Annotated in this window: 20 protein-coding genes and 1 tRNA gene; 7 read left to right on the top strand and 14 right to left on the bottom strand. The window is 55.1% G+C overall.

From position 1 onward, the window contains the following. Positions 1-85: 85 nt before the first annotated feature. Positions 86-1258 (bottom strand): cyanate transporter, encoded by a 1173-nt coding sequence (locus BY447_RS14835; RefSeq protein ID WP_110331427.1) that lies wholly within the window; start codon positions 1256-1258, stop codon positions 86-88. Between the two features lie 87 nt (positions 1259-1345). Here BY447_RS14835 and BY447_RS14830 point away from each other — a divergent pair, with 87 nt between their 5' ends. Together BY447_RS14830 and BY447_RS14825 are read left to right on the top strand one after the other, a co-directional pair. Further along, positions 1346-2206, top strand: coding sequence for a LysR family transcriptional regulator (locus BY447_RS14830; RefSeq protein ID WP_110331426.1), 861 nt, complete (start codon positions 1346-1348; stop codon positions 2204-2206). Positions 2207-2296: 90 nt separating this feature from the next. Beyond that, positions 2297-3685 (top strand): amidohydrolase, encoded by a 1389-nt coding sequence (locus tag BY447_RS14825; protein ID WP_110331425.1) that lies wholly within the window; start codon positions 2297-2299, stop codon positions 3683-3685. A 532-nt stretch (positions 3686-4217) separates the two neighbouring features. Here BY447_RS14825 and BY447_RS14820 read toward each other — a convergent pair. Then, positions 4218-4436 (bottom strand): hypothetical protein, encoded by a 219-nt coding sequence (locus BY447_RS14820; protein ID WP_013356919.1) that lies wholly within the window; start codon positions 4434-4436, stop codon positions 4218-4220. A 413-nt stretch (positions 4437-4849) separates the two neighbouring features. On the opposite strand from BY447_RS14820, the gene dbpA reads away from it, so the two are divergent. After that, positions 4850-6232, top strand: coding sequence for an ATP-dependent RNA helicase DbpA (dbpA, locus tag BY447_RS14815; protein WP_013356918.1), 1383 nt, complete (start codon positions 4850-4852; stop codon positions 6230-6232). 36 nt (positions 6233-6268) lie between these two features. On the opposite strand, the gene BY447_RS14810 is transcribed toward dbpA, so the two are convergent. Continuing rightward, positions 6269-6661, bottom strand: coding sequence for a YgiW/YdeI family stress tolerance OB fold protein (locus BY447_RS14810; protein ID WP_110331424.1), 393 nt, complete (start codon positions 6659-6661; stop codon positions 6269-6271). Between the two features lie 167 nt (positions 6662-6828). Between BY447_RS14810 and BY447_RS14805 the strand changes: the two genes are divergently transcribed. The 3 genes from BY447_RS14805 to BY447_RS14795 all read left to right on the top strand — a co-directional run bounded on the left by BY447_RS14805 (position 6829) and on the right by BY447_RS14795 (position 9900). Then, positions 6829-7791 (top strand): chemotaxis protein, encoded by a 963-nt coding sequence (locus BY447_RS14805; RefSeq protein ID WP_110331423.1) that lies wholly within the window; start codon positions 6829-6831, stop codon positions 7789-7791. 80 nt (positions 7792-7871) lie between these two features. Further along, positions 7872-8021, top strand: coding sequence for a hypothetical protein (locus BY447_RS23380; RefSeq protein ID WP_167493438.1), 150 nt, complete (start codon positions 7872-7874; stop codon positions 8019-8021). Between the two features lie 301 nt (positions 8022-8322). Continuing rightward, on the top strand, positions 8323-9900 hold the full coding sequence (locus tag BY447_RS14795; RefSeq protein WP_110331421.1) for a methyl-accepting chemotaxis protein: 1578 nt from the start codon (positions 8323-8325) through the stop codon (positions 9898-9900). Positions 9901-10128: 228 nt separating this feature from the next. On the opposite strand, the gene BY447_RS23510 is transcribed toward BY447_RS14795, so the two are convergent. From BY447_RS23510 to proB, 11 genes are all read right to left on the bottom strand, one after another. Further along, positions 10129-10299, bottom strand: coding sequence for a cold-shock protein (locus BY447_RS23510; protein ID WP_098053076.1), 171 nt, complete (start codon positions 10297-10299; stop codon positions 10129-10131). Positions 10300-10302: 3 nt separating this feature from the next. After that, positions 10303-10515, bottom strand: coding sequence for an RNA chaperone/antiterminator CspA (cspA, locus tag BY447_RS14785; protein WP_003854408.1), 213 nt, complete (start codon positions 10513-10515; stop codon positions 10303-10305). Positions 10516-10953: 438 nt separating this feature from the next. Further along, positions 10954-11029: transfer RNA gene (locus BY447_RS14780), tRNA-Thr, on the bottom strand. 167 nt (positions 11030-11196) lie between these two features. Beyond that, positions 11197-12951, bottom strand: a complete 1755-nt coding sequence (locus BY447_RS14775) for a glycosyl hydrolase family 28-related protein (RefSeq protein WP_110331420.1) — start codon at positions 12949-12951, stop codon at positions 11197-11199. 204 nt (positions 12952-13155) lie between these two features. Continuing rightward, entirely contained in the window at positions 13156-13449 is a 294-nt protein-coding gene (locus BY447_RS14770; RefSeq protein ID WP_013356913.1) for a hypothetical protein, read from the bottom strand. Beyond that, on the bottom strand, positions 13446-13793 hold the full coding sequence (locus BY447_RS14765; RefSeq protein WP_013356912.1) for a hypothetical protein: 348 nt from the start codon (positions 13791-13793) through the stop codon (positions 13446-13448). The genes BY447_RS14770 and BY447_RS14765 overlap by 4 nt, the downstream gene beginning before the upstream one ends. Beyond that, positions 13790-14257 carry a glycoside hydrolase family protein gene (locus BY447_RS14760; protein WP_013356911.1) on the bottom strand — a complete coding sequence of 156 codons (468 nt, stop codon included), beginning with the start codon at positions 14255-14257 and terminating at the stop codon, positions 13790-13792. The genes BY447_RS14765 and BY447_RS14760 overlap by 4 nt, the downstream gene beginning before the upstream one ends. 204 nt (positions 14258-14461) lie before the next feature. After that, complete coding sequence (locus BY447_RS23505; RefSeq protein WP_033731690.1) at positions 14462-14740, bottom strand: hypothetical protein; 279 nt, start codon at positions 14738-14740, stop codon at positions 14462-14464. A 422-nt stretch (positions 14741-15162) separates the two neighbouring features. Beyond that, positions 15163-15894, bottom strand: a complete 732-nt coding sequence (locus tag BY447_RS14750) for a S24 family peptidase (RefSeq protein WP_013356910.1) — start codon at positions 15892-15894, stop codon at positions 15163-15165. A 360-nt stretch (positions 15895-16254) separates the two neighbouring features. Continuing rightward, on the bottom strand, positions 16255-17508 hold the full coding sequence (proA, locus tag BY447_RS14745; protein ID WP_110331419.1) for a glutamate-5-semialdehyde dehydrogenase: 1254 nt from the start codon (positions 17506-17508) through the stop codon (positions 16255-16257). Between the two features lie 10 nt (positions 17509-17518). Beyond that, positions 17519-18622 (bottom strand): glutamate 5-kinase, encoded by a 1104-nt coding sequence (gene proB / locus BY447_RS14740; RefSeq protein WP_013356908.1) that lies wholly within the window; start codon positions 18620-18622, stop codon positions 17519-17521. A gap of 239 nt (positions 18623-18861) precedes the next feature. Here proB and ompC point away from each other — a divergent pair, with 239 nt between their 5' ends. Continuing rightward, a complete protein-coding gene (gene ompC / locus BY447_RS14735) occupies positions 18862-19974 on the top strand; it encodes a porin OmpC (RefSeq protein ID WP_013356907.1) in 1113 nt (370 codons plus the stop codon). Positions 19975-20069: the final 95 nt, after the last annotated feature.

Below are 20069 nucleotides of genomic sequence, written 5' to 3'. Positions count from 1 at the left end.
TGTTAATCTATGGCAACAGAAGTTGGGCGAATTTTCCCGGAGTGTGAACCAGAGAAAAATATTACCGGAATTGGTCGGACCAAAATCAGCGATTTATCTCCGGGAAGGCGCGCTGATAGCTGTGCGGATGAAAACGCAGATTAAGCACAATCAGCAGCAGCGTGACCGTCGCCTGCAGAATCCAGACGCTGGTGAAATTTCCGGTGAGCGCATGCAGCTGACCGGCGATAAACGGCATGCTGCCCGCAATAATAAAGCCGACGCCCTGCATAAAGGCCACCAGCCGCGCGCCAGCATGGGGCTGCTCCAGATGATCCAGCGCCAGCACCAGTGCCAGCGGAAACGCCCCGCCCAGCCCGAAGCCCGCTATCCCCGCCCAGAACCATGGTGCCAGCTGTGGTGCAAACAGGAAGCCGAGCATGCCGCAGAACTGTATAGCCAGGGTGAGCAGCAGCAATGGACGACGATCGCGGCCCCGCGCCAGCAACGGCAGCAGCAGCGCACCGGTAACCTGACAGCCGATCATCATACCGAGCAGTGAACCGCCCGCCTGCGCACTCCAGCCACGCTGATGGTAAAAATCGGGCAGCCAGGCAACACAAATGGCGTAACCACCGTTCACCAGCCCGAAGCTCAGCGCCAGCGTCCAGGCGCGGGTTTTTCGCCACAGCGAAGGCACTGCGTCAGCCTGCGTGCGGGCTGCGGGTGGCGTGGTGGTGATCAACAGCCAGAGCAGGATAGCCAGCACCACCGGCAGCGCCCAGCTGCTCAGTGTCCCCTGCCAGCCAGCATGTGCACTCAGCCACGGCGAGATCGCCGCGCCAATCCCGCCGCCGCCCATCAGCGCCGCTGCCCATAGTCCGGTCACGCCCGCACTGCGGCTGCCAAAGCGCTGACGAATCAATCCCGGCATCGCCATCTGGACGATACCAATGCCCGCCCCACCCGGCACGGCAGTCAGCACCAGCCCGCGTCCGTCAGTCACAAACCATCGACTCACCAGCGCCAGCAACAGCAGCAACAGCCCGCCCAGCAGTAATTTACGTACCGCAAAGCGCTGCATCAGCGGCGCACTGACCAGGGCAATGGCACCCATCATCATCATCGGCACCGCAGGCAGCAGCGAGGCCGCCAGCGGTGACAGACCGATGCTCTGCCGCAGCTCACCGAGTAACGGACTGACAGAGGTCATCAGTGGCCGCATATTCAGTCCGGCCAGCACCAGCGCCGCCAGCAGCAGGTTGTTCTCTCTCTTCATATGAAATCTACGCCATTAAAAGTTGCCAGCCTGACAGCAGTCGCTACTATCTGGAAATGAAATATTACTCTGCCAGGTAGTGGAAAAATGAATCGTCAGCCGATGTTCACTCCGCAACAGCTGCTCAGCTTTGTGGCGGTGTGCGAAACCGCCAGCTTTACCCGCGCCGCCGACAGAGTGCACCTGTCGCAGTCTACGGTCAGCCAGCAGGTGCGGCGGCTGGAGGAGATGGTCGGTAAAGAACTGTTGGTCCGCTCCTCGCATCAGGTAAAGATCACCGAAGAAGGCGATAAACTTTTAGGTTACGCCCGGCGGATTATTGCCCTGAACGGGGAAGCGCACGATGTACTGAGTAACCAGTGGCGCGATGGCGTGCTGCGCCTTGGCGTGCCGGAAGATTTTGCCGCCCCCACGGCCGGTCTGCTGGCGCACTTCAGTCGTGATCATCCGCAGCTGCGGCTGGATGTGATGAGCGGTATGCAGGTGGAGCTTCGTCGTGCCTGGCAGCGTGAAGAGCTGGACATCATGCTGATTAAACAGCCCGCTGGCGACCGTCCGCTGGCGTCGCGTCCTGAACCGCTGCTGTGGCTCGACAGCGCAGAGTGGCCCTGCTTTGAGCAGACGCCGGTGCCGCTGGTGCTGTTTCCCCAGCAGGGGCTCTATCGCGATGAGGTCTGTCAGACGCTTGATGCGCTGAGCCGAAGCTGGCGCATCAGCTACAGCAGCGCCAGCCTGGTCGCGCTGGCCGCCGCCAGTGCACAGGGGCTGGGGCTGACGTTACTGCCTGCCAGCTGCCGTTTGCCGGAGCACCGGGTTCTGGGTCCTGAACAGGGTCTGCCGGTGATTAATACCTTTGAACTGGCGCTGTTCTGCCGTCATCCTCAGGATCCGCTGCAGCGCGAACTGGCGGCGTCACTGGCGGCATTCGGCAAGCTGCGCTGGCAGTGAAATATCGAATAGCCGTCAGTGGAAAATAACGCAGCAGGGTGACGCGTCGTTTGTCAGATTAAGACCTTGTTCACTTTGCAGGAGCCTCTGATGCCTATTTCCTCTTCGCCGAGCCGCCGTGATTTCCTGGGGCAAAGCGTTCGCTGGACCGCCGCAGGCGGCTTGCTGGCCGCCGGTCTCGGTCAGGCCAGTGCCGCCACCCGCTCATCGTTGTCCGCCATCAATCCCGACCAGCCCGCCGCCCTGCCCCGACAGGACCACTATCTGCTGCGCAATGTGCGACTGGAAGAGAGTTTTATCCGCGAGGGTGACGACGTCGTCGCGACCCGGACCGGTCTTTACGACATCAGCGTGCGCGACGGCAAAATTGACCAACTGACCTCGGCGGGCCAGGGTGACAGCACGCTATCGTCGTGGGATGCGCAGGAGGCGCTGCTGCTGCCCGCGACGCAGGATATGCATATCCATCTTGATAAAACCTTCTACGGTGGTCCGTGGCAGGCTCCACGTCCACGTCAGGGCAAAACCATCATGGATATGATTGCGCGCGAGCAGGTGCTGATTCCGCAGCTGCTGCCGCACTCCCAGGCCCGTGCCGAAGGATTGATCGCCCTGCTGCACGCCAAAGGTACTACCCGCGCCCGCAGCCATTGCAATATCGATCCGGTCAGCGGCCTGAAAAGTCTGGAACATCTGCAGGCGGCATTAGCCCGTCATCCTGCTTTTTCCTGTGAAATTGTTGCCTTCCCGCAGCACGGCCTGCTGCATTCGCAGGTTGATGGCCTGATGCGTGAGGCGATGCAGAACGGCGTTGAATATGTCGGCGGGCTGGATCCCACCAACGTGGATGGTGCGATGGAGAAGTCGCTGGATGCCATGTTTCAGATTGCGCTCGACTATCAGCGCGGTGTGGATATTCATCTGCATGAAACCTCACCGGCTGGCGTGACGGCGATTCAGTACATGATTGACACCGTGGCGCAGAATCCGGTGCTGAAAGGTAAAGTGACGCTGAGCCACGGTTTTGCGCTGGCGACGCTCACCGGCAGTGCGCTGGATAACATGATCGAAGGGCTGGCGGAGCAGCAGTTCAGCGTCGCTTCCACGTTGCCGATTGGCAGGCTCACTATGCCGATTCCTCAATTGCAGGCGGCGGGCATAAAGGTGATGACCGGCACCGACAGCGTGATCGATCACTGGTCCCCGTTTGGCACCGGCAGCATGCTGGAAAAAGCGAATCTCTATGCACAGCTCTATCGTGGTTCGGACGAGTTCTCGCTGTCGCGAGCGCTGGCCATCGCCACAGACGATCGGCTGCCGCTCTCTGCTCAGGGCGATCGTCAGTGGCCTGCGCCGGGCGATGATGCGAGCATGATGCTGGTAGCAGCGAGCTGTTCCGCTGAAGCCGTGGCGCGCATTTCACCGGTAGTGGCGACCTTCTCACGCGGTAAGCCGGTCTTTGCGCTGGCCTCGGCCTGAGCCTTCTCAGCTAGCGGTGAGATCGAGCCTGCTCAGGGAAACCGGTCAGATCGAAAAGGCGCTTAAGCCATCCATGGCCGCTCTGCCCGCACGATTACGCACCTCATCCCTGAGGTGCGCCCGTAGTCGGGCCAACGCTCTGCGTTGTTCAAAAACGCTCCCGCCGTTTTTATCCAGGCGTCGGGACGCTTTCCTCTCCTGACCGGCTTCCCTGCGCTTTAAGCTTGTTTATTGCTGATAGATTCTCAGTGCCCGTGATTTACCAGCAGCGACGGTCCTGAACGGGAAGCGTCTGCCGGACGTGAAGCGAAGGGAGCCTATGCCTGTAGCAAAGCATAGCGGGCCACAGATAGCAGTTTTGCGTCTTTGTCGAGGGCATATACTCCCTGAAGCCTGCTCTGCGGCTAACACATACCTGCTCAGGATTTGCCAGCAGCGACCTTACTGCCTGAACATGTCCCCCTCATACGCCCCCTAAAAACAACAGAGCCTCCACACGGGAGGCTCTGCATTTACCTGAGCGGAGTGCGGGTTACGCGCTTTTGGCCCATTGATCATTCGACATTAATTCCATTGCCAGCGCGTATAAGCGACGATCTTCCTGATCACAGGGCTCATCTTCCGCATAACAGCCGATCATGGATGCGATTTTATCCGCAGATAAACTCTCGCCATGAACATGCAGTGTCAGTACGGCGCGGCCTACTATTTTAAGCACATTTTCATGTGGTCCCTGGATGCTATTACTCAATGCAAATACCCTCTACCGGTCGTTGTACCAGGAATATGGCGCGATAAATATAAAGCAATTAGATCAGGATTTTTATCGGCACCAGTGGTGATATTTTTTAATGATTAATTCTATTACTGGAGTCTTAGTTGAGGATTTATCTGATTAACAATGAAATATTTTTTTAAAAACGGTTACTTATAAAATAATTACTGGTATTAACCGATCGTCACTCTGGTACAACCACGTTAAGCCGGCGTTAATCTATAAAAATAAACCACCTTTTTTCAGTAAACTTCAGCTTATTCCTAAGCGCACCGGCAGATTTAGTTTCATACCGCTAACCATCGAGGTTCCCGTTGCTGTCAGGCGTGCTTTCTGCCAGACTTGCCCCGCAATAATGCCCGACACTTTCAGCCTCAGAGGCCGCGCCCGTGACCGCTTTTTCTACCCTCAATTCGCTTCCCGACAGCCAGCTCGATAACCTGCGCGAGATGGGCTACACCAGCATGACGCCCGTGCAGGCCGCTACGCTGCCCGCCATTCTGCAGGGACGCGACGTGCGTGCGCAGGCGAAAACCGGCAGCGGTAAAACGGCTGCCTTTGGTATTGGTTTACTGCACCATATCGACAGCACCCGCTTTCAGACGCAGGCACTGATCCTCTGTCCGACCCGTGAACTGGCGGATCAGGTGGGTAACGTGCTGCGCCAGCTGGCACGCTTCACCCGCAACATCAAAGTCCTGACCCTGTGTGGCGGACAGCCAATGAGCGCGCAGCGTGATTCGCTGGTGCATCCACCGCATATTGTGGTCGGCACGCCGGGTCGTATCCTCGACCACATCAACCGCGAAAACCTCAAGCTGGACCAGCTCAGCACGCTGGTGCTGGATGAGGCGGATCGGATGCTGGAGATGGGCTTTCTCAATGATATGGAAACGATCATTGAAGCGACGCCCGCCTCGCGTCAGACGCTGCTCTTTTCCGCTACCTGGCCCGACGGCATCACCGCTATCAGCACCCGCTTTCAGCGTGATGCACTGAGCGTTGTCACTGAAGATGTCAGCGAACTGCCCTCAATCGACCAGCAGTTCTTTGAAGCCAGCCACAATGAAAAACTGGGCCTGCTGATAGCCCTGCTCAGCGATCGTCAGCCTTCATCCTGCGTGGTCTTCTGCAACACTAAACGTGAGTGTGATGATGTTGCTGCAGCACTTAACGCGCGTGATATCAGCGCCCTGCCACTGCATGGCGACCTGGAGCAGCGCGATCGTGAACGCGTGCTGATTCGCTTCGCGAACGGCAGCGGTCGTGTGCTGGTCGCCACCGATGTCGCCGCGCGCGGACTCGACATCAAATCGCTGGCGATGGTGGTCAACTATCAGCTCGCCTGGGACCCTGAAGTTCACCTGCACCGCATTGGTCGTACGGCGCGTGCAGGCGAGCATGGTGTTGCCGTCAGCCTGGTCGCGGCCGATGAGATGGCGCGTGCGCATGCGCTGGAAGATTTCCTGCAGCAGAAACTGCCGTGGGTCTCGGCCAGCACGCTGAAAAAGGGCAGCAGTAAGCCACTGCCTGCCGCCATGATGACGTTGTGCATTGATGGTGGCCGTAAAGCCAAGATACGTCCGGGAGATATTCTGGGTGCGCTGACGGGTGAAGCGGGTTATCGCGCTGAGCAGATTGGGAAAATTGTCCTGACCCCGACCCATGCCTACGTAGCGATTGAGGCAAATCAGGCCAAAGCGGCGCTGGTGAAACTTAAGCAGGGCAAAATCAAAGGCAAAACCTGCCGGGCGATTCTGCTGAAAGACTAAATAAAAAAGGGCGAGGTCATGACCTCGCCCGGTCTGTTATGGCTCTTCGATGCGTGACACGTGCAGCGTGGTTTTATCGCCTTTACCCTGTACCTTGCCACTGACGCGTACTTTGTCCTCAGCGGTGTAGGTTTTACCATCAAAGGTCTTCTTCGGGGCAATAATCGGTAAGGTCCCGGTGTTGTCGCGGAACTGATACCGCTCGCCTTGCTCTTTCTTCACGATGTAGCCTTCCAGCGTCACATATCCGCCCTGACGGAAATCGCGGATCTGATCGATGTGGGTCTGGCCGGTATCTTCTGACCCTTTATAGCCGGCATCCTGCTTGTGTTGCGGCGGCGGCGTATCGCCTGATTTGTATCCGCCCTCTTCAGCTGAAACGCCCGTGCTCATCATCACCAGCAACGACGCTAAAATCACTTTTTTCATTTCACACTCCTTTATTGGAAAGGTGTCCATGTTGAACCTTCAGGGTTAAGCCTGGCACAATAATTGGCATCCGTTTTATTTCACCCTTCTCTTCTCACCTTTTTCCTTTTGCTGCCGATAACCTGTTCACACCCTATTTCACCAGCTGCGTTAATGCAGAGGCAACCATGGATAATTTTCAAAAAGAGATCGATGAAAGAGCGAACCTCGCGTTATCGAACAAGTTTGAGCTGCTGCTGTTTCGCTTAGGTTCCGATCAGCTGAAAGGCAAGTCTGAACTGTTTGGCATTAACGTCTTCAAGCTGCGTGAAATTGTACCGATGCCGACCATCACTAAAGCCGCGGGCATGCGTTCGCCGCTGCTGGGGATGGCGAGTATTCGTGGTCAGTTCATTCCGGTGATCGACCTGCCTGCAGTAGCGGGCTGTGTGCCTGAAACCGGTCTTAACCTGCTGCTGGTGACCGAGTATGCCCGTAACACCCAGGCGTTTGCCGTGGAGTCAGTTGAGAACATCGTGCGTCTCGACTGGAGCCAGGTGCATACCGCTGAAGCCGGTATCAGCGGCCGCAATATTACCAGCATCGCCTGCCTGGACAGCGACAAACAGAGCAACGAGCTGGCGATGGTGCTGGACGTTGAGCAGATTCTGTATGACATCATTCCTTCAGTGCGCGGCGTTGAACCGGAAGCGGCCAGACCGCGTGCGTTCAACTATCGTCCTGGTGCAGTCGCCATTGTGGCAGAAGATTCTAAAGTGGCGCGTCAGCTGCTGGAGCAGGGTCTGAAGAGCATGGGCATTCCGGCGCTGATGTTTAATACCGGTCTGGAAGCCTGGGAAAAAATTAAGCTGATGAGCCAGGAAGCACAGGCTGCGGGCGAGTCGATTCACGACAAAATTGCGCTGGTCCTGACCGATCTGGAGATGCCAGAGATGGATGGCTTTACGCTGACCCGCAACATTAAGCGGGACCCGATTCTCAAGGTTCTGCCGGTCGTCATTCACTCCTCACTCTCTGGCAGCGCCAACGAAGATCATGTGCGCAAAGTGGGTGCCGACGGTTATGTGGCGAAGTTTGAACTGAATGAGCTGTCAGACGTGATTTTCAACGTTCTCGACACTGCACGCTAAACAAATCCGGGCCGCGAAGAATGCCCGGTATGTTTTTACTTTTTAGCCAGCAGAATGACTGGCCTGATCAGGAACCGACTATGCATATTGAAACTTTACCTGTTACACCGGCACCTGCTACCCCTTCTCCTCAGAAAGTGCTGCGTGGCCGTTTACGCCAGCTGGCCTGGATTACCGCCGTCACGTTAAGTGTCGCATTCTGGGTAGGCCTCTACTTCTTAGTTTTCTGAATCCGGTCATGCTTGTCTGGATCGGGCCGTCAGCATTCCTGCTGACGGCCCTTTTTTTTGCCTGAGTTTTCCCTTTGTTTATTTGTTAACCCTTTCTGAAGCTTTTCAGTGACTATTTATTCACGCACCGTTATTACTTAAAAATTATTAAAGGTACATGTTTGTGCTCCGATAACTGTATGCGCGAGATCACCTTTTTGCCTGCGGCTGTGACCACAGACATCAGCAAGGCACTGCGCACAACAGCAGAGAACCTGAGTGTTGCTAACAAACTGATTAATAATAAAACGGGGAAGAGAACATGTTCAGTATCAAGAATATGAAGGTGGGAATGCGGCTCGCAGCAGCCTTCGGTATTATTGTGACGTTACTGATAGTGATTGGCGTAACATCCATTACCAGAATTAACAGTATTAATACCGCGATCTCATCGATCGTTGACGATCGCTATGTGAAAGTACGACTGGCATTTGATGTGCGCGATGGCGTCAACGATCAGATCAAATACCTGCGCGGCATGGTGATCGACACAAACCGTCCGGAAATGAATGTGAAACGTTATGGGCAGCTGGATGAAGCCACACAACGCACTAACATCGCGATGAAAAAGATTGAGGACATCCAGGTTACACCCGTCGGTAAGAAAAAGATCGCTGGTCTGCTGGCCTCGTCTCACGCATTTGAGCAGGTCAAAACTGAATTGATCGGCCTGATCAAAGCGGGCAATTTTGATGCAGCCAGCGCCTATGTCCTGAAATCGATGACCGCCACCCAGAATAAATTCCTGCAGGATGCGGTAAATTTTGCCAACTCTCAGGACTCGCAGCTGCGCAGCGAAGGTCAGGGTATTGTGGAAAATGGTCAGTCCGCCATCACCATCACGCTGATTTTCTCCGCGCTGGCGATTCTGGCCGCGATTATGCTGGGCTACTTCCTGACCCGCTCTATTGTGCGTCCGCTGGTTGCTGCGGTTGACGTTGCTGAACGCGTTGCCGCGGGCGATCTGAGTACCCAGATGCAGGTCACCTCGCGCGATGAAACTGGCGTCCTGATGCAGGCGCTGCAGCGAATGAACGATAACCTGCTGTCGATTGTGACTGAAGTACGCACCGGCTCCGACACTATCGCAGTCGCCTCTAATCAAATCTCCAGTGGTAACCTGGACCTCTCGACCCGCACCGAACAGCAGGCCAGTTCGCTGGAAGAGACCGCCTCTGCCATGGAGCAGATGACGTCGACCGTGAAACACAATGCCGACAACGCACGTGAAGCTAATCACCTGGTATCGACGACTTCCAGCGTAGCGCGTGAGGGTGGCGTGGTCATGGAAAAAGTGATCGAGAAGATGGAAGCGATCGCCCTCTCCTCACGCAAAATTGTCGATATCATCAGCGTTATCGACTCCATCGCCTTCCAGACCAATATTCTGTCTCTGAACGCCGCCGTTGAAGCGGCGCGGGCGGGTGAACAGGGTCGCGGCTTTGCGGTGGTTGCAAGTGAAGTGCGTAATCTGGCACAGCGCTCAGCCTCCGCGGCTAAAGAGATTAAGGTACTGATTGAAGATTCGGTCGCTAAAGTCGATGAAGGCAGCAAACTGGTCACTCATGCGGGTTCGACCATCGGTGAGGTGGTAAACAGCGTGCAGAGCGTGGCGAACATCATGAGCGAAATCACCATTGCCAGCAGCGAGCAGAGCAGCGGCATCAATGAGATCAATCAGGCGATTACCCAGATGGAAGCGGTAACGCAGCAGAACGCCGCGCTGGTTCAGGAAGCATCAGCTGCTTCACAGGCACTGCAGGATCAGGCTGAGCGTATGGCGCAGGCGATGAGCGTGTTTAATACCGGCAAGCTCGCACTGCAACCCGTTCTTCGCTGATTCCCTTTAATGGCCTGCTCCGGCGGGCCTGTTTCAGATCGGTGACAGTAAACGAACAGGTTACAGGTGGTTGAGCAAAGAATTACGCAGGTAAGCTAAGGTATTCCGGCGGGTACAGAAGAAAGGATGAGGGATGGCGGAGGGGAACAGCAGAAAACAAAAAAGGCTGCCAGAGGCAGCCTTTTATTACTGTAAATGCAACAACGCTATAAAGCTCACTAGCCTTTATCAGAGAGCGCGAAGCTGGCTCTGAATTGCAATCCTCGCCGCGTTCACCTGAACAACGACAGATTTGCAGAAAATGCATTTCGCTCCATGCGGATTGGCTCTTGTAACATCAAAATGTGATGTACGAAACTGTGAGCCATTACAGTGAGGACATTTAAAAGTAATTTTCAGTCCTTAGAGACCAACAACGTTCGCAGCAGCTGGGCCTTTGGCGCCATTTTCTACTGTGAATTCAACTTGCTGACCTTCGTCTAATGAACGGAAATCGGTGCCCTGGATTGCAGAGAAATGTACGAATACATCTTTGCTGCCGTCTGCAGGAGAGATGAAACCGAAGCCTTTCTCTGCGTTAAACCATTTAACGGTACCGCGAATTTTGTTAGACATGCTTAAATCCTTAATATATCGAGCCTTCCGGCATAATGGCCTGAGAACAGATTTTAATCAGAACGTAAGAGAAGACTCAAAAAGAAGGGATGTCTCGCGACAAACTTAGAGATGAGAACTGCTTTGGTTACTTACTTTGATAGTGTCTGTTAATCAAACCGACGATTCATTAGGCCACACTTCACCAGGCGACGCAAGCCGTTATTCAAATTAAACGCAAATAGCGTGGCCTGAACTTAGCGGCGATGAGTGAACGGTTCAGCGTTCCGGACTGACAACCTGGCCAGAGCGCGCATTGTTTATGGCAGACAAACCCTGCCGCGCCAGCAGATAGCGGCTGGCGACAGTAAATTCTCAGTGTGGGTTCTTTAATCAGAATGAAGGCTTAAGAATGGCCTGCAGAAATTTATTCCGGCGTGAGGCTGAAAAAGAGCGGAGTGGTGCCGGAAACAGGAGTCGAACCTGCGACCTTCGCATTACGAATGCGCTGCTCTGCCAACTGAGCTATACCGGCAAGGATGAGAAGTACGGGTGCTACGGTAAAAAAGAGCCGTTATTACGTCAAGTGCACTTGTTTGAAAAGCATTCATATTTACCCATATGACAATGATATTTTCACCTGACTTTTGTTACCGGTTAAAAAAGGGCGAGGCCGGAGCCTCGCCCAAAACATGCCGATCATCAATCGTAGTAAGGAACCTTGCGGTCAACGCCGTTGATATTGATCAGCACAAAACCGGTTGGCGCGGTTTTATTGGTCGGTGTACCCGCAGCGGTCGCGAGCGTCACCACGCCCTTCTCGTTAGCACCAATACCTGCCAGTCCATTGTGCATGCCGAAGCGTGCCGCAGGTTTCAGGTTGCTGATATTGGTGATGTCCGTCACCACCGACATATCCGACTGGAACAGCGAGCAGGAACCGGTGTCGAAACGGGTCGGACCGGTGGTCTTCAGGTTGAACATGGTCTCGCCGCTGTTGGCTTTCAGCTTGACCCAGATGACGGCATAGGTGGTCCCTACCCGGCCATAACGAATGTCCAGCACGGAAGGCTGTCCCATGTGGTAAGCATCGGCCCAGACCGTCTCCAGTCGCTGCAGGTTGATCAGGGTTTTACCAGTGGCAGGCATATTGACCGGTGAACCGGCGGTGCCGGACGGCGTGGTGGCATCCGCTTTACTGATCAGTTCCATCACCCATTGCTGGTTAGGCGCCGGGAAATAGAGCTGCCCCAGCCGATACCAGTTGTCGGTCGCAGTGTTATTCACCACTTTATAGCCGCTGTAATAGCCAGCACGCAGCGAACCGGTCATGAACGTGCCGTAGTTCTCATCCCGACGATAGCCATATTCAAAGGTCGATAACCACTTACTCCCGGCCAGATCATTAGTGATTTTCGCCCCCGCCTGCAGGTTAATATGGCGCATTACCACGCGGGCATTATTGAGATTGAGCGGCGTGGCGCAATCTTCAATATTGAGCGTCTCAATGTTCCAGCCGCCGTCCGACAGATCCCCCGGGTTAGTCGTGTGCTCAATCCAGACGTTGCGCATGACGCCCTGCGTAACGCGCGGCATGTAGAGCGTGGCGTCGCCGTAGCCCGACTGGAAGTTGGCATTACAGAGCTCAATGGCGGTTGAGTGGTCCCAGTTCCCCTTCGGTGTGTTTGACCAGCCGACATCAAACACGCGTGAATAGGTCGTGGAGGTGTAGATCTGATCGAACTTACTGTCGAGCGTATCCTGCAGCTTAAAGACGGTTCCCCCGGTACTTTGCGCCTTGAAGCAGAAGATATTGACGATCTGGCCGCCGACAATCGTGTTTTCGAAGAACGGCTGAACGTTGCTGCACTGTTCAGGCGTGACGGTGACTTTGAGTGTGGTGTCGACAGTCCCGGCATTAGCCTGTCCGTGCCAGCAGATGCCTTTGATGGCGATTTTACGCGCATTAACCTTAAACACCGGAGTAGCACTTTTGTCAGAAATAATAGTGGTGCGCGGTGACGAGCCGAGTTCGATATCGTCACCTGCCAGACCAAAGAACGGCAACTCTGTATCGCTGATATCGATAGGTGAAATCAGGAAGCGACCACCCGGAAAACGTACCGGAATCGCTTTCGCATAGGTGTTGTAGCTCTGCGTCCATGCCAGCATGCGCTTAAAGGCATCAGTGTCATCGGTGACGCCATCCCCTTTCGCGCCAAAGTGCAGGACATTCACTTCGGCGGGATCGTTGATGGTGCGCTTCCAGTAGAAACCGTTACCCACCGCCACTGTACCGCCATCATCTTTCAGCGGCGTGGTGGTGAGGAAACCGACAAAGTCTGCGCCGCCACGGAAGCTGGAGTCTTTGTCGTAATAGCGTTTCAGGCTCGCGACTTCACCTGATTTTGGTGGAACAGTGGTGCGCAGTTCAGCAAAAGAGTTAACTTCGATCATAGAATCCTCCTCAGGATCATTGAGATATCGCGCTGACCATCAGCGCACTACTTAGCCGCAGCCGGATGGCCGCAAAGGGTGTCCCACATGTCGTTGTGGGTGTTGATGGCGCGCACTGTCCTGACGTCCATTTTTTGCGCGTCATCGCCGTAGGTATAAAGAGGGGAAAAAAGTACGCAGGCAGAGTCGGTGATCGCCACCGGCTCAGGGTTTGTGGTATTTCGACTGCTGCAGCTTGTCGCGAGCAGCAGCGTCATCAAGGCTATGGTTGTCAGTCGCCACACGGTTAGCCTCCTCGCGGTTATGTTGTTGTTGTTGCGCCACTGCGCTGACGCGGGACGCCTCCTGTTGCGCGTTTGCGACGTCAGATCGCGCTTTTTGCTGCACTTTGCCGATTTTCCTGCCGCCGAAATAACTGGCGCCCAGTGCCGCAATGATGCCGGCCAGTGCAGCAAGCCAGTGCCAGCTGCCGCCCAGTAAAGTGGTAATCAGCGTCATGGTTTCGCTCCTTCCGTTTGCTCTTTCGCGTTAAGCAGATTTTTCTGACGAACAAATTGTGCAATCACGCCCATCGCCACCATGAACGCCCCCACAAACCCCAGGTAGTTGTGTGGCAGAATCGATTTCACGTCCTCCGGCAGCACGTTCCAGGCATCAACGGCGGCAGAAGGGAATGACTGTGCCCAGGCGCTGAGCATGGATCCCAGCGACGCGAGCCAGACGGACCAGGTTTTGAAGAGCAGGCGGGCATGAGAGACAAATTGCAGGGTGGTGAAGCGCTGCAACAGCAGCAGGATGATGATCGCCGTCAGTACGGCGACGAGAAACATGAGCCATCTCATAGCAGCCCCCTGTAAACCGCATAGGTTCCGCTGCGCATCATCTCCGCATGACGCCGGGCGCGGCCCGGTGTCTGGCGGGCCCAGAGGCTGTTCATCATCGCGTCAGCTGCCTCATTGAATTGTTCAGCAGCGATGGCGGTGAGCATGTTTTTGAACTGCATAACGCCTTCGACGCCCAGCTGATAGGTCATGCTCAGCAACACATCCGTGCGGGCGTCATTGCACTTCGCCAGCGCGTTACGCAGCAGATCCCTGCCCTGCATCTCCTGAACTTTGTTTTCAAGAATGCACTGCTTCCAGACATCCCCGACGCGCCGTGGCACGCGGAAAGTGTAATTACTCAGCGATGCCCCCTTAGGCCCGATGCGGATACCGCCCGCGACCGTGGGAAAGCCCAGCGTGTCGAGGTAAGGCGTGTCGACATATCCCTCTTCAAAATTCAGTACTGCAATTATCTGGCTCATAACGACTCCTTAATGACGGGTTAAAGCAATTCACCATTGTGAAAAGAAATACATAACGCCTGCTGATCATTACCCGTTCAGGCGCGGCAAGAGGCCTGACTGACCCTGCAGCAAAACTGAACAGTAATTCAGCAAATTGCGTCCAGTGAGAGCTGGAGATAACGAAGAGTTAGCCGGAACGGAAATGCACGCTTTCTTCGCGCTTCAGCTCACGGCGTAGAGGTGAACATGCGGAAGACAGCAATTGTCGAAACTGGGTGTTTCCTGACTGGTGACGCGGGGTGCAGTGATTGCGCGATCAACGCGCGGGGCGACCTGACGCTGGCAGATTTGCTCTGCACGTCTCAGGACGGGGGGTTCAGTTGGGAAGTTCAGGGCCTGGTCGATGCTCTGAGTCAGGCTGCTGAGAGGTTGGCGCCGCCGATGGCGACGAGTACGTGCGTTGCCCACAAAAACGCTTTTGCCATAGTGAATTATCGCCATAACTCCTCCTGTGAATGAGTCTTTGGCGATGGGGTGGCAGGCGCGAGCTTTCGGTGATCCGAACGGGCCCGAATGACGTGTATCGCGCTCGCACGCTCGCCGCCCGGCTGCGTTAGCAGCCAGGTGGAAAGTAAGCGAGGGGAAATAAACGGCATCTGACGACGCTGCATTTTGCGCATCCACCCCATCCCAAAGTTCACTGACTTTTGGGTGGTATGATTCGCGCTTGTGCAGCGCCTCAATTGTTTAAGAGCGGCTCATCCGTGAAAGAACTGCTTCGTTCATCCATATCCAAATTATTAACAGGTTCTTATGCTTTATCAAACACTGTTGGTTAATTTTTTATTTACTGCTGGTTAAATTTATGAATTTATGCCGATTATTTTTTTGCAGCCTGTCTGAGAAAGGCGGCAAAAGCGGCCTTAGCCGAGGATCTGATAGTGACGCGCCTGACTCATGATCACTTTTGCCAGGACCTTCAGGCTGGTAACGTCGTCGTGATTGAGATACCAGGTTTCATAGCGTTTATTATCTGAAATTACAGCAATTTTCTTATGCTGCAGCTGCAGACGCTTGAGATAGAGTTGCTCATCGAGGGTAAAAATATAGATGCCATCACCGTCGAACATCCGCACGCTGATATCCACAAACAGCTGATCGCGCGGTGCAAAGGTGTCAGCCATAGAGTCGCTATTGATGGCAATTAACCGGATGTTCTCCGCCGGCCGCCCGTTGAATAGCACCCGCGCCTCATCCAGACCATATTCGATCGCCTGGATGGTCTCTACAAACTCATCACGCGCGGGCAGACCCGCAGCGCTTCGCTGCCCGATATCAAGGCTATCCACCCGAAACACATTCTTATGGCCGGTAAACGTACTCAGCGTTACCGGGTCTGCGGGTTGTTCCATACCGTATTGCAGCCACTCTACCCTGACTCCCAGCAGCTGGCTGAGCGCCAGTAAATTGCCGCCATCAGGCACTGACTGCGCGTTAAACCACTTCCACACTCCTGGTGTTGAAATCTTACAGCCCTGCTGCTGCAGGGCTCTGGCAACCTGTTTGTTTCGTCCATGTCCGACAATGCCGGCACTCTCACACGCCGCTATCAGCCTGGTGGTGAAAGCTTGTCTTGTACTTTCTTTTTTAACCATTAGTTAATAATCAGCCATAGAAGAGATACTGGATGTTATTTTCATTATTGCTACCAGTTCATTTTATATTACCGCTCGTTTACTACCTAACCGCTTTATCAAGCATTTCTAATTATCATTATCCGCTTCGGCCTGCAGCTGAACAAAAAATATTGCCTCAGGCCGCATATAGCCCCGCCTTTCAGGAATGTTCCGTAAGAAATTGCGTGAAATTCAGCCAGCATAGCGGGCAACGGTGACAGGATGGGAATGAAAATTGATCAGATGGGCAGAAAACTCTATCTTTCACTGGACCGGAAAGCCGGGCTAAAAAAAACGGGAGTCTCTGAAAGACTCCCGTTTTGTTAAAAATTATCGTAGCTATGACCGGAGCGTGTCGTCGCCCCAGGCAATCCATTTATAGGTGGTCAGCGCCTCTAATCCCATTGGGCCGCGTGCATGCAGCTTCTGGGTACTGACCGCCACTTCGGCACCCAGGCCAAACTGCCCGCCATCGGTGAAGCGGGTGCTGGCGTTAACATAGACCGCTGAGGAGTCGACCTGACGAACAAAACGCGCGGCGTTGCGGGTGTCACGGGTCAGAATGGCATCCGAGTGCTGCGTGCCGTGCGTACGGATGTGATCGATCGCCTCATCCATATCCGCCACTAATTTGACGTTAAGGTCCAGCGACAGCCACTCATCATTGTACTGCTGAGGATTAACCTGGATGACCGAAGCCGGGCCCTGCTGCAGCTGCGCCAGCACGTTGCTGTCAGCATGCAGCGCGATGCCTTCCTGCGCCATACGCGCGCTGAAAGCGGGCAGGAAACGTTCGGCCATCGCCTGATCCACCAGCAGCGTTTCCAGCGAGTTACAGGCGCTGGGACGCTGTTTTTTGGCGTTGACGATCAGATCAAGCGCCGGTTCAATCTCCATCGTCTCATCAATGTAGATGTGACAGACGCCGATGCCGCCGGTAATCACCGGGATAGTGGAGTTTTCCCGGCACAGCTTGTGCAGCCCGGCTCCGCCACGCGGGATGAGCATATCGACGTAGCGATCCAGCTTCAGCAGCTTATTCACCAGCTCGCGATCCGGATTTTCAATCGCCTGCACGATAGCCGTCGGCAGACCGTGCTGTTTCAGCGCGTTCTGGATCACCCGGACGGTGGCCGCATTGGTGCGCCAGGTCTCTTTGCCGCCACGCAGAATGGCGGCGTTGCCGGTTTTCAGACACAGGCTGGCGACATCAACCGTGACGTTAGGACGCGCCTCATAAATGACTGCAACAACGCCCAGCGGCACGCGACGGCGTTCAATACGCAGTCCGCTGTCGAGCTGACCGCCGTCGATTAACTGTCCCACCGGATCGGCCAGCTGACAGACCTGACGCACATCGCTGGCGATGCTGGCGAGGCGTTGCGGGTTGAGTGTCAGCCGGTCTAACAGCGCGGCACTCATGCCGTTCTGACGCGCATCGGCTAAATCCAGCTCGTTAGCAGCCAGAATGTCTGCGCTCTCCGCCTCAAGGCGGTCAGCAATGGTCATCAGAACCTGATTCTTCTCAGCCGTCGACAGATCGGCCACGGTATACGCTGCGGCACGCGCCGCTTTTCCCATCTCTTCAAGCATTGTCCGCTCCTTAACTGACGATCATGTCGTCGCGGTGAACGGCCACCGGGCCATATTCATATCCCAGAATTTCGCTGATCTGCTGGCTGTGATGGCCGGCAATCATGCGCATCGCGTCACTGTTGTAGCGAGAAACACCGTGAGCAATATCCCGGCCCTGCAGGCTGCGGATGCGGATCACTTCACCGCGCGAGAAATTCCCCTGAATTGCGCGAATGCCCTTGGGCAGCAGCGAACTGCCGCGTTCAATGATGGCCGCCAGTGCCCCGTCATCGACGGTGAGTTCACCCGCCGGTGGCGCACCGAAAATCCAGCGTTTACGGTTCTCCAGCGGCGATTGCTGTGCATGGAATCGCGTACCAACCGGCTTACCGTCAATCACATCGCTGATCACACCGCTGCGACTGCCCGAGGCGATAATCACGTCTATTCCGGCGCGGCAGGCAACATCCGCCGCCTGAAGCTTGGTCGACATACCGCCGGTGCCGAGACCGGATACGCTGTCACCCGCGAGCGCGCGTAACGCATCATCGATCACGTGGACGTCGCTGATCAGCTCAGCGTCAGGATTGTTGCGCGGATCGGCGGTAAACAGACCCTGCTGATCGGTCAGCAGCAGCAGCTTGTCGGCACCGCCGAGCATCGCCGCCAGCGCCGAAAGATTGTCGTTGTCGCCCACTTTGATTTCAGCGGTAGCAACCGCATCGTTCTCGTTGATCACCGGCACAATGTGGTTATCCAGCAACGCGCGCAGCGTATCGCGGGCATTCAGGAAACGTTCGCGATCTTCCATGTCGGCACGGGTCAGCAGCATCTGACCAATATGGATGCCATAGATGGAGAATAACTGTTCCCACAGCTGAATCAGACGGCTCTGCCCCACCGCAGCCAGCAGCTGCTTTGAGGCGATGGTGGGTGGCAGTTCGGGGTAGCCCAGATGTTCGCGTCCGGCGGCCATCGCGCCAGAAGTGACGATCACAATGCGGTGGCCTGCGGCATGCTGCTGCGCACACTGACGAACCAGTTCCACCATGTGCGCCCGATTTAACCGGCGAGAGCCGCCGGTAAGAACGCTGGTACCCAACTTGACCACTAAGGTCTGACTGCCACTCATATTTCCTGCCGTAGTGAAAAATTTTTTACGAAAGGACGTTTTAACAGGAGTCGATACGGAAGCCAACAGCCAGCGGGGGAAAAGCACGAATTTACGCGGACAAGGCGGTAGACCAAAAGTTCAGCATTAACAAGAAATCCGGAAAAGTGTCATAAAAAGTTCATCACAGACGGGTAAAAAGTCGGTGTTTTACAAAAACTTTCGTTTTTTTACGGCGTTCACATTGGGATTGATAGCAAATGAAGAAAAGCACACTGGCCATGATCGTCTCCACGCTGACGCTGGCTTCTGCCGCGCACGCTGCCGAAATCTATAACAAAGACGGCAACAAACTGGATTTATACGGCAAAGTTAAAGCTGAGCACTACATCAGCGATAATGCCAGCGCAGACGGTGACAAGTCTTATACCCGTATCGGCTTTAAAGGCCAGACGCAGATTAATGACCTGATGACCGGTTACGGTCAGTGGGAATATCAGTACAACGTTAATAACTCTGAAGGCAGCGACGCCAATAACGGCAACAAGACCCGCCTGGGTTTTGCAGGCCTGAAATTCTCGCAGTATGGTTCGGTGGATTATGGCCGTAACTATGGCGTGCTGTATGACGTTGAAGCCTGGACCGACGTGTTCCCGGAATTCGGTGGGGACGGCACGGCCCGTTCCGATAACTTTATGACCCAGCGCGCCACCGGCGTCGCGACTTACCGCAACAACAACTTCTTTGGTCTGGTCGATGGCCTGAAATTTGCGCTGCAGTATCAGGGCAAGAACGACGCCACCAGCGCCAACAGCCGTACTGACATTAACCGCCAGAACGGCGACGGCTACGGTGCTTCACTGGGCTATGCGCTGGGTGATAGCGGCGTGAGCCTGATGAGTGCCATCACCTCATCTGACCGCACCAACCAGCAGCAGGCGCGCGCCTATGGCGGCGGTGACCGCGCAGATTCCTGGGGCGCAGGGGTGAAGTATGATGCCAACAGCGTTTACCTGGCGGCGATTTACACCGATACCCGCAACATGACGCCAATCAGCGGCACCAACCGTAATACCGGCGCTGCCGTCGCGGGCGCAGCCAACAAAGCGCAGAACATCGAACTGGTGGCGCAGTATCAGTTTGATTTCGGCCTGCGTCCTTCTATTGGCTATGTGCAGACCAAAGGCAAAGATATCGAAAACGGTATCGGCGATGCGGATCTGGTGAAATATATCGATGTGGGTGCAACCTACTACTTCAACAAAAACATGTCCGCCTTCGTGGATTACAAAATCAACCAGCTGGATGATGACAACGCGCTGTCGATCAACAACGACGACATTGTGGCAATGGGTGTGACTTACCAGTTCTGATTTGAGGCTCGAAAACCGGGCGGATTTGGATCTGGCAGCAACGCATAAATTCAACACGCAGGGAACACGGTCAGAAGAGGAAAGCGTCCCACGCC

The sequence above is a fragment of the Pantoea sp. JKS000250 genome (assembly GCF_003201065.1).
Taxonomy (GTDB): domain Bacteria; phylum Pseudomonadota; class Gammaproteobacteria; order Enterobacterales; family Enterobacteriaceae; genus Pantoea; species Pantoea vagans.
The sequence above is the reverse complement of the archived record's forward strand: the minus strand, read 5'-3'. Positions and strand labels throughout refer to the sequence as shown.

What these genes read in the sequence shown, in the direction of transcription:
- BY447_RS23505 (WP_033731690.1), bottom strand. Translation starts at nt 14,740, where the DNA reads ATGGCGATAATTCACTATGGCAAAAGCGTTTTTGTGGGCAACGCACGT.
- cspA (WP_003854408.1), bottom strand. Translation starts at nt 10,515, where the DNA reads ATGTCTAACAAAATTCGCGGTACCGTTAAATGGTTTAACGCAGAGAAA.
- ompC (WP_013356907.1), top strand. Translation starts at nt 18,862, where the DNA reads ATGAAGAAAAGCACACTGGCCATGATCGTCTCCACGCTGACGCTGGCT.
- BY447_RS14825 (WP_110331425.1), top strand. Translation starts at nt 2,297, where the DNA reads ATGCCTATTTCCTCTTCGCCGAGCCGCCGTGATTTCCTGGGGCAAAGC.
- BY447_RS23380 (WP_167493438.1), top strand. Translation starts at nt 7,872, where the DNA reads ATGCATATTGAAACTTTACCTGTTACACCGGCACCTGCTACCCCTTCT.
- BY447_RS14810 (WP_110331424.1), bottom strand. Translation starts at nt 6,661, where the DNA reads ATGAAAAAAGTGATTTTAGCGTCGTTGCTGGTGATGATGAGCACGGGC.
- BY447_RS14750 (WP_013356910.1), bottom strand. Translation starts at nt 15,894, where the DNA reads ATGGTTAAAAAAGAAAGTACAAGACAAGCTTTCACCACCAGGCTGATA.
- BY447_RS14770 (WP_013356913.1), bottom strand. Translation starts at nt 13,449, where the DNA reads ATGACGCTGATTACCACTTTACTGGGCGGCAGCTGGCACTGGCTTGCT.
- BY447_RS14775 (WP_110331420.1), bottom strand. Translation starts at nt 12,951, where the DNA reads ATGATCGAAGTTAACTCTTTTGCTGAACTGCGCACCACTGTTCCACCA.
- BY447_RS14760 (WP_013356911.1), bottom strand. Translation starts at nt 14,257, where the DNA reads ATGAGCCAGATAATTGCAGTACTGAATTTTGAAGAGGGATATGTCGAC.
- BY447_RS14765 (WP_013356912.1), bottom strand. Translation starts at nt 13,793, where the DNA reads ATGAGATGGCTCATGTTTCTCGTCGCCGTACTGACGGCGATCATCATC.
- BY447_RS14830 (WP_110331426.1), top strand. Translation starts at nt 1,346, where the DNA reads ATGAATCGTCAGCCGATGTTCACTCCGCAACAGCTGCTCAGCTTTGTG.
- BY447_RS14805 (WP_110331423.1), top strand. Translation starts at nt 6,829, where the DNA reads ATGGATAATTTTCAAAAAGAGATCGATGAAAGAGCGAACCTCGCGTTA.
- proA (WP_110331419.1), bottom strand. Translation starts at nt 17,508, where the DNA reads ATGCTTGAAGAGATGGGAAAAGCGGCGCGTGCCGCAGCGTATACCGTG.
- BY447_RS14795 (WP_110331421.1), top strand. Translation starts at nt 8,323, where the DNA reads ATGTTCAGTATCAAGAATATGAAGGTGGGAATGCGGCTCGCAGCAGCC.
- BY447_RS14835 (WP_110331427.1), bottom strand. Translation starts at nt 1,258, where the DNA reads ATGAAGAGAGAGAACAACCTGCTGCTGGCGGCGCTGGTGCTGGCCGGA.
- proB (WP_013356908.1), bottom strand. Translation starts at nt 18,622, where the DNA reads ATGAGTGGCAGTCAGACCTTAGTGGTCAAGTTGGGTACCAGCGTTCTT.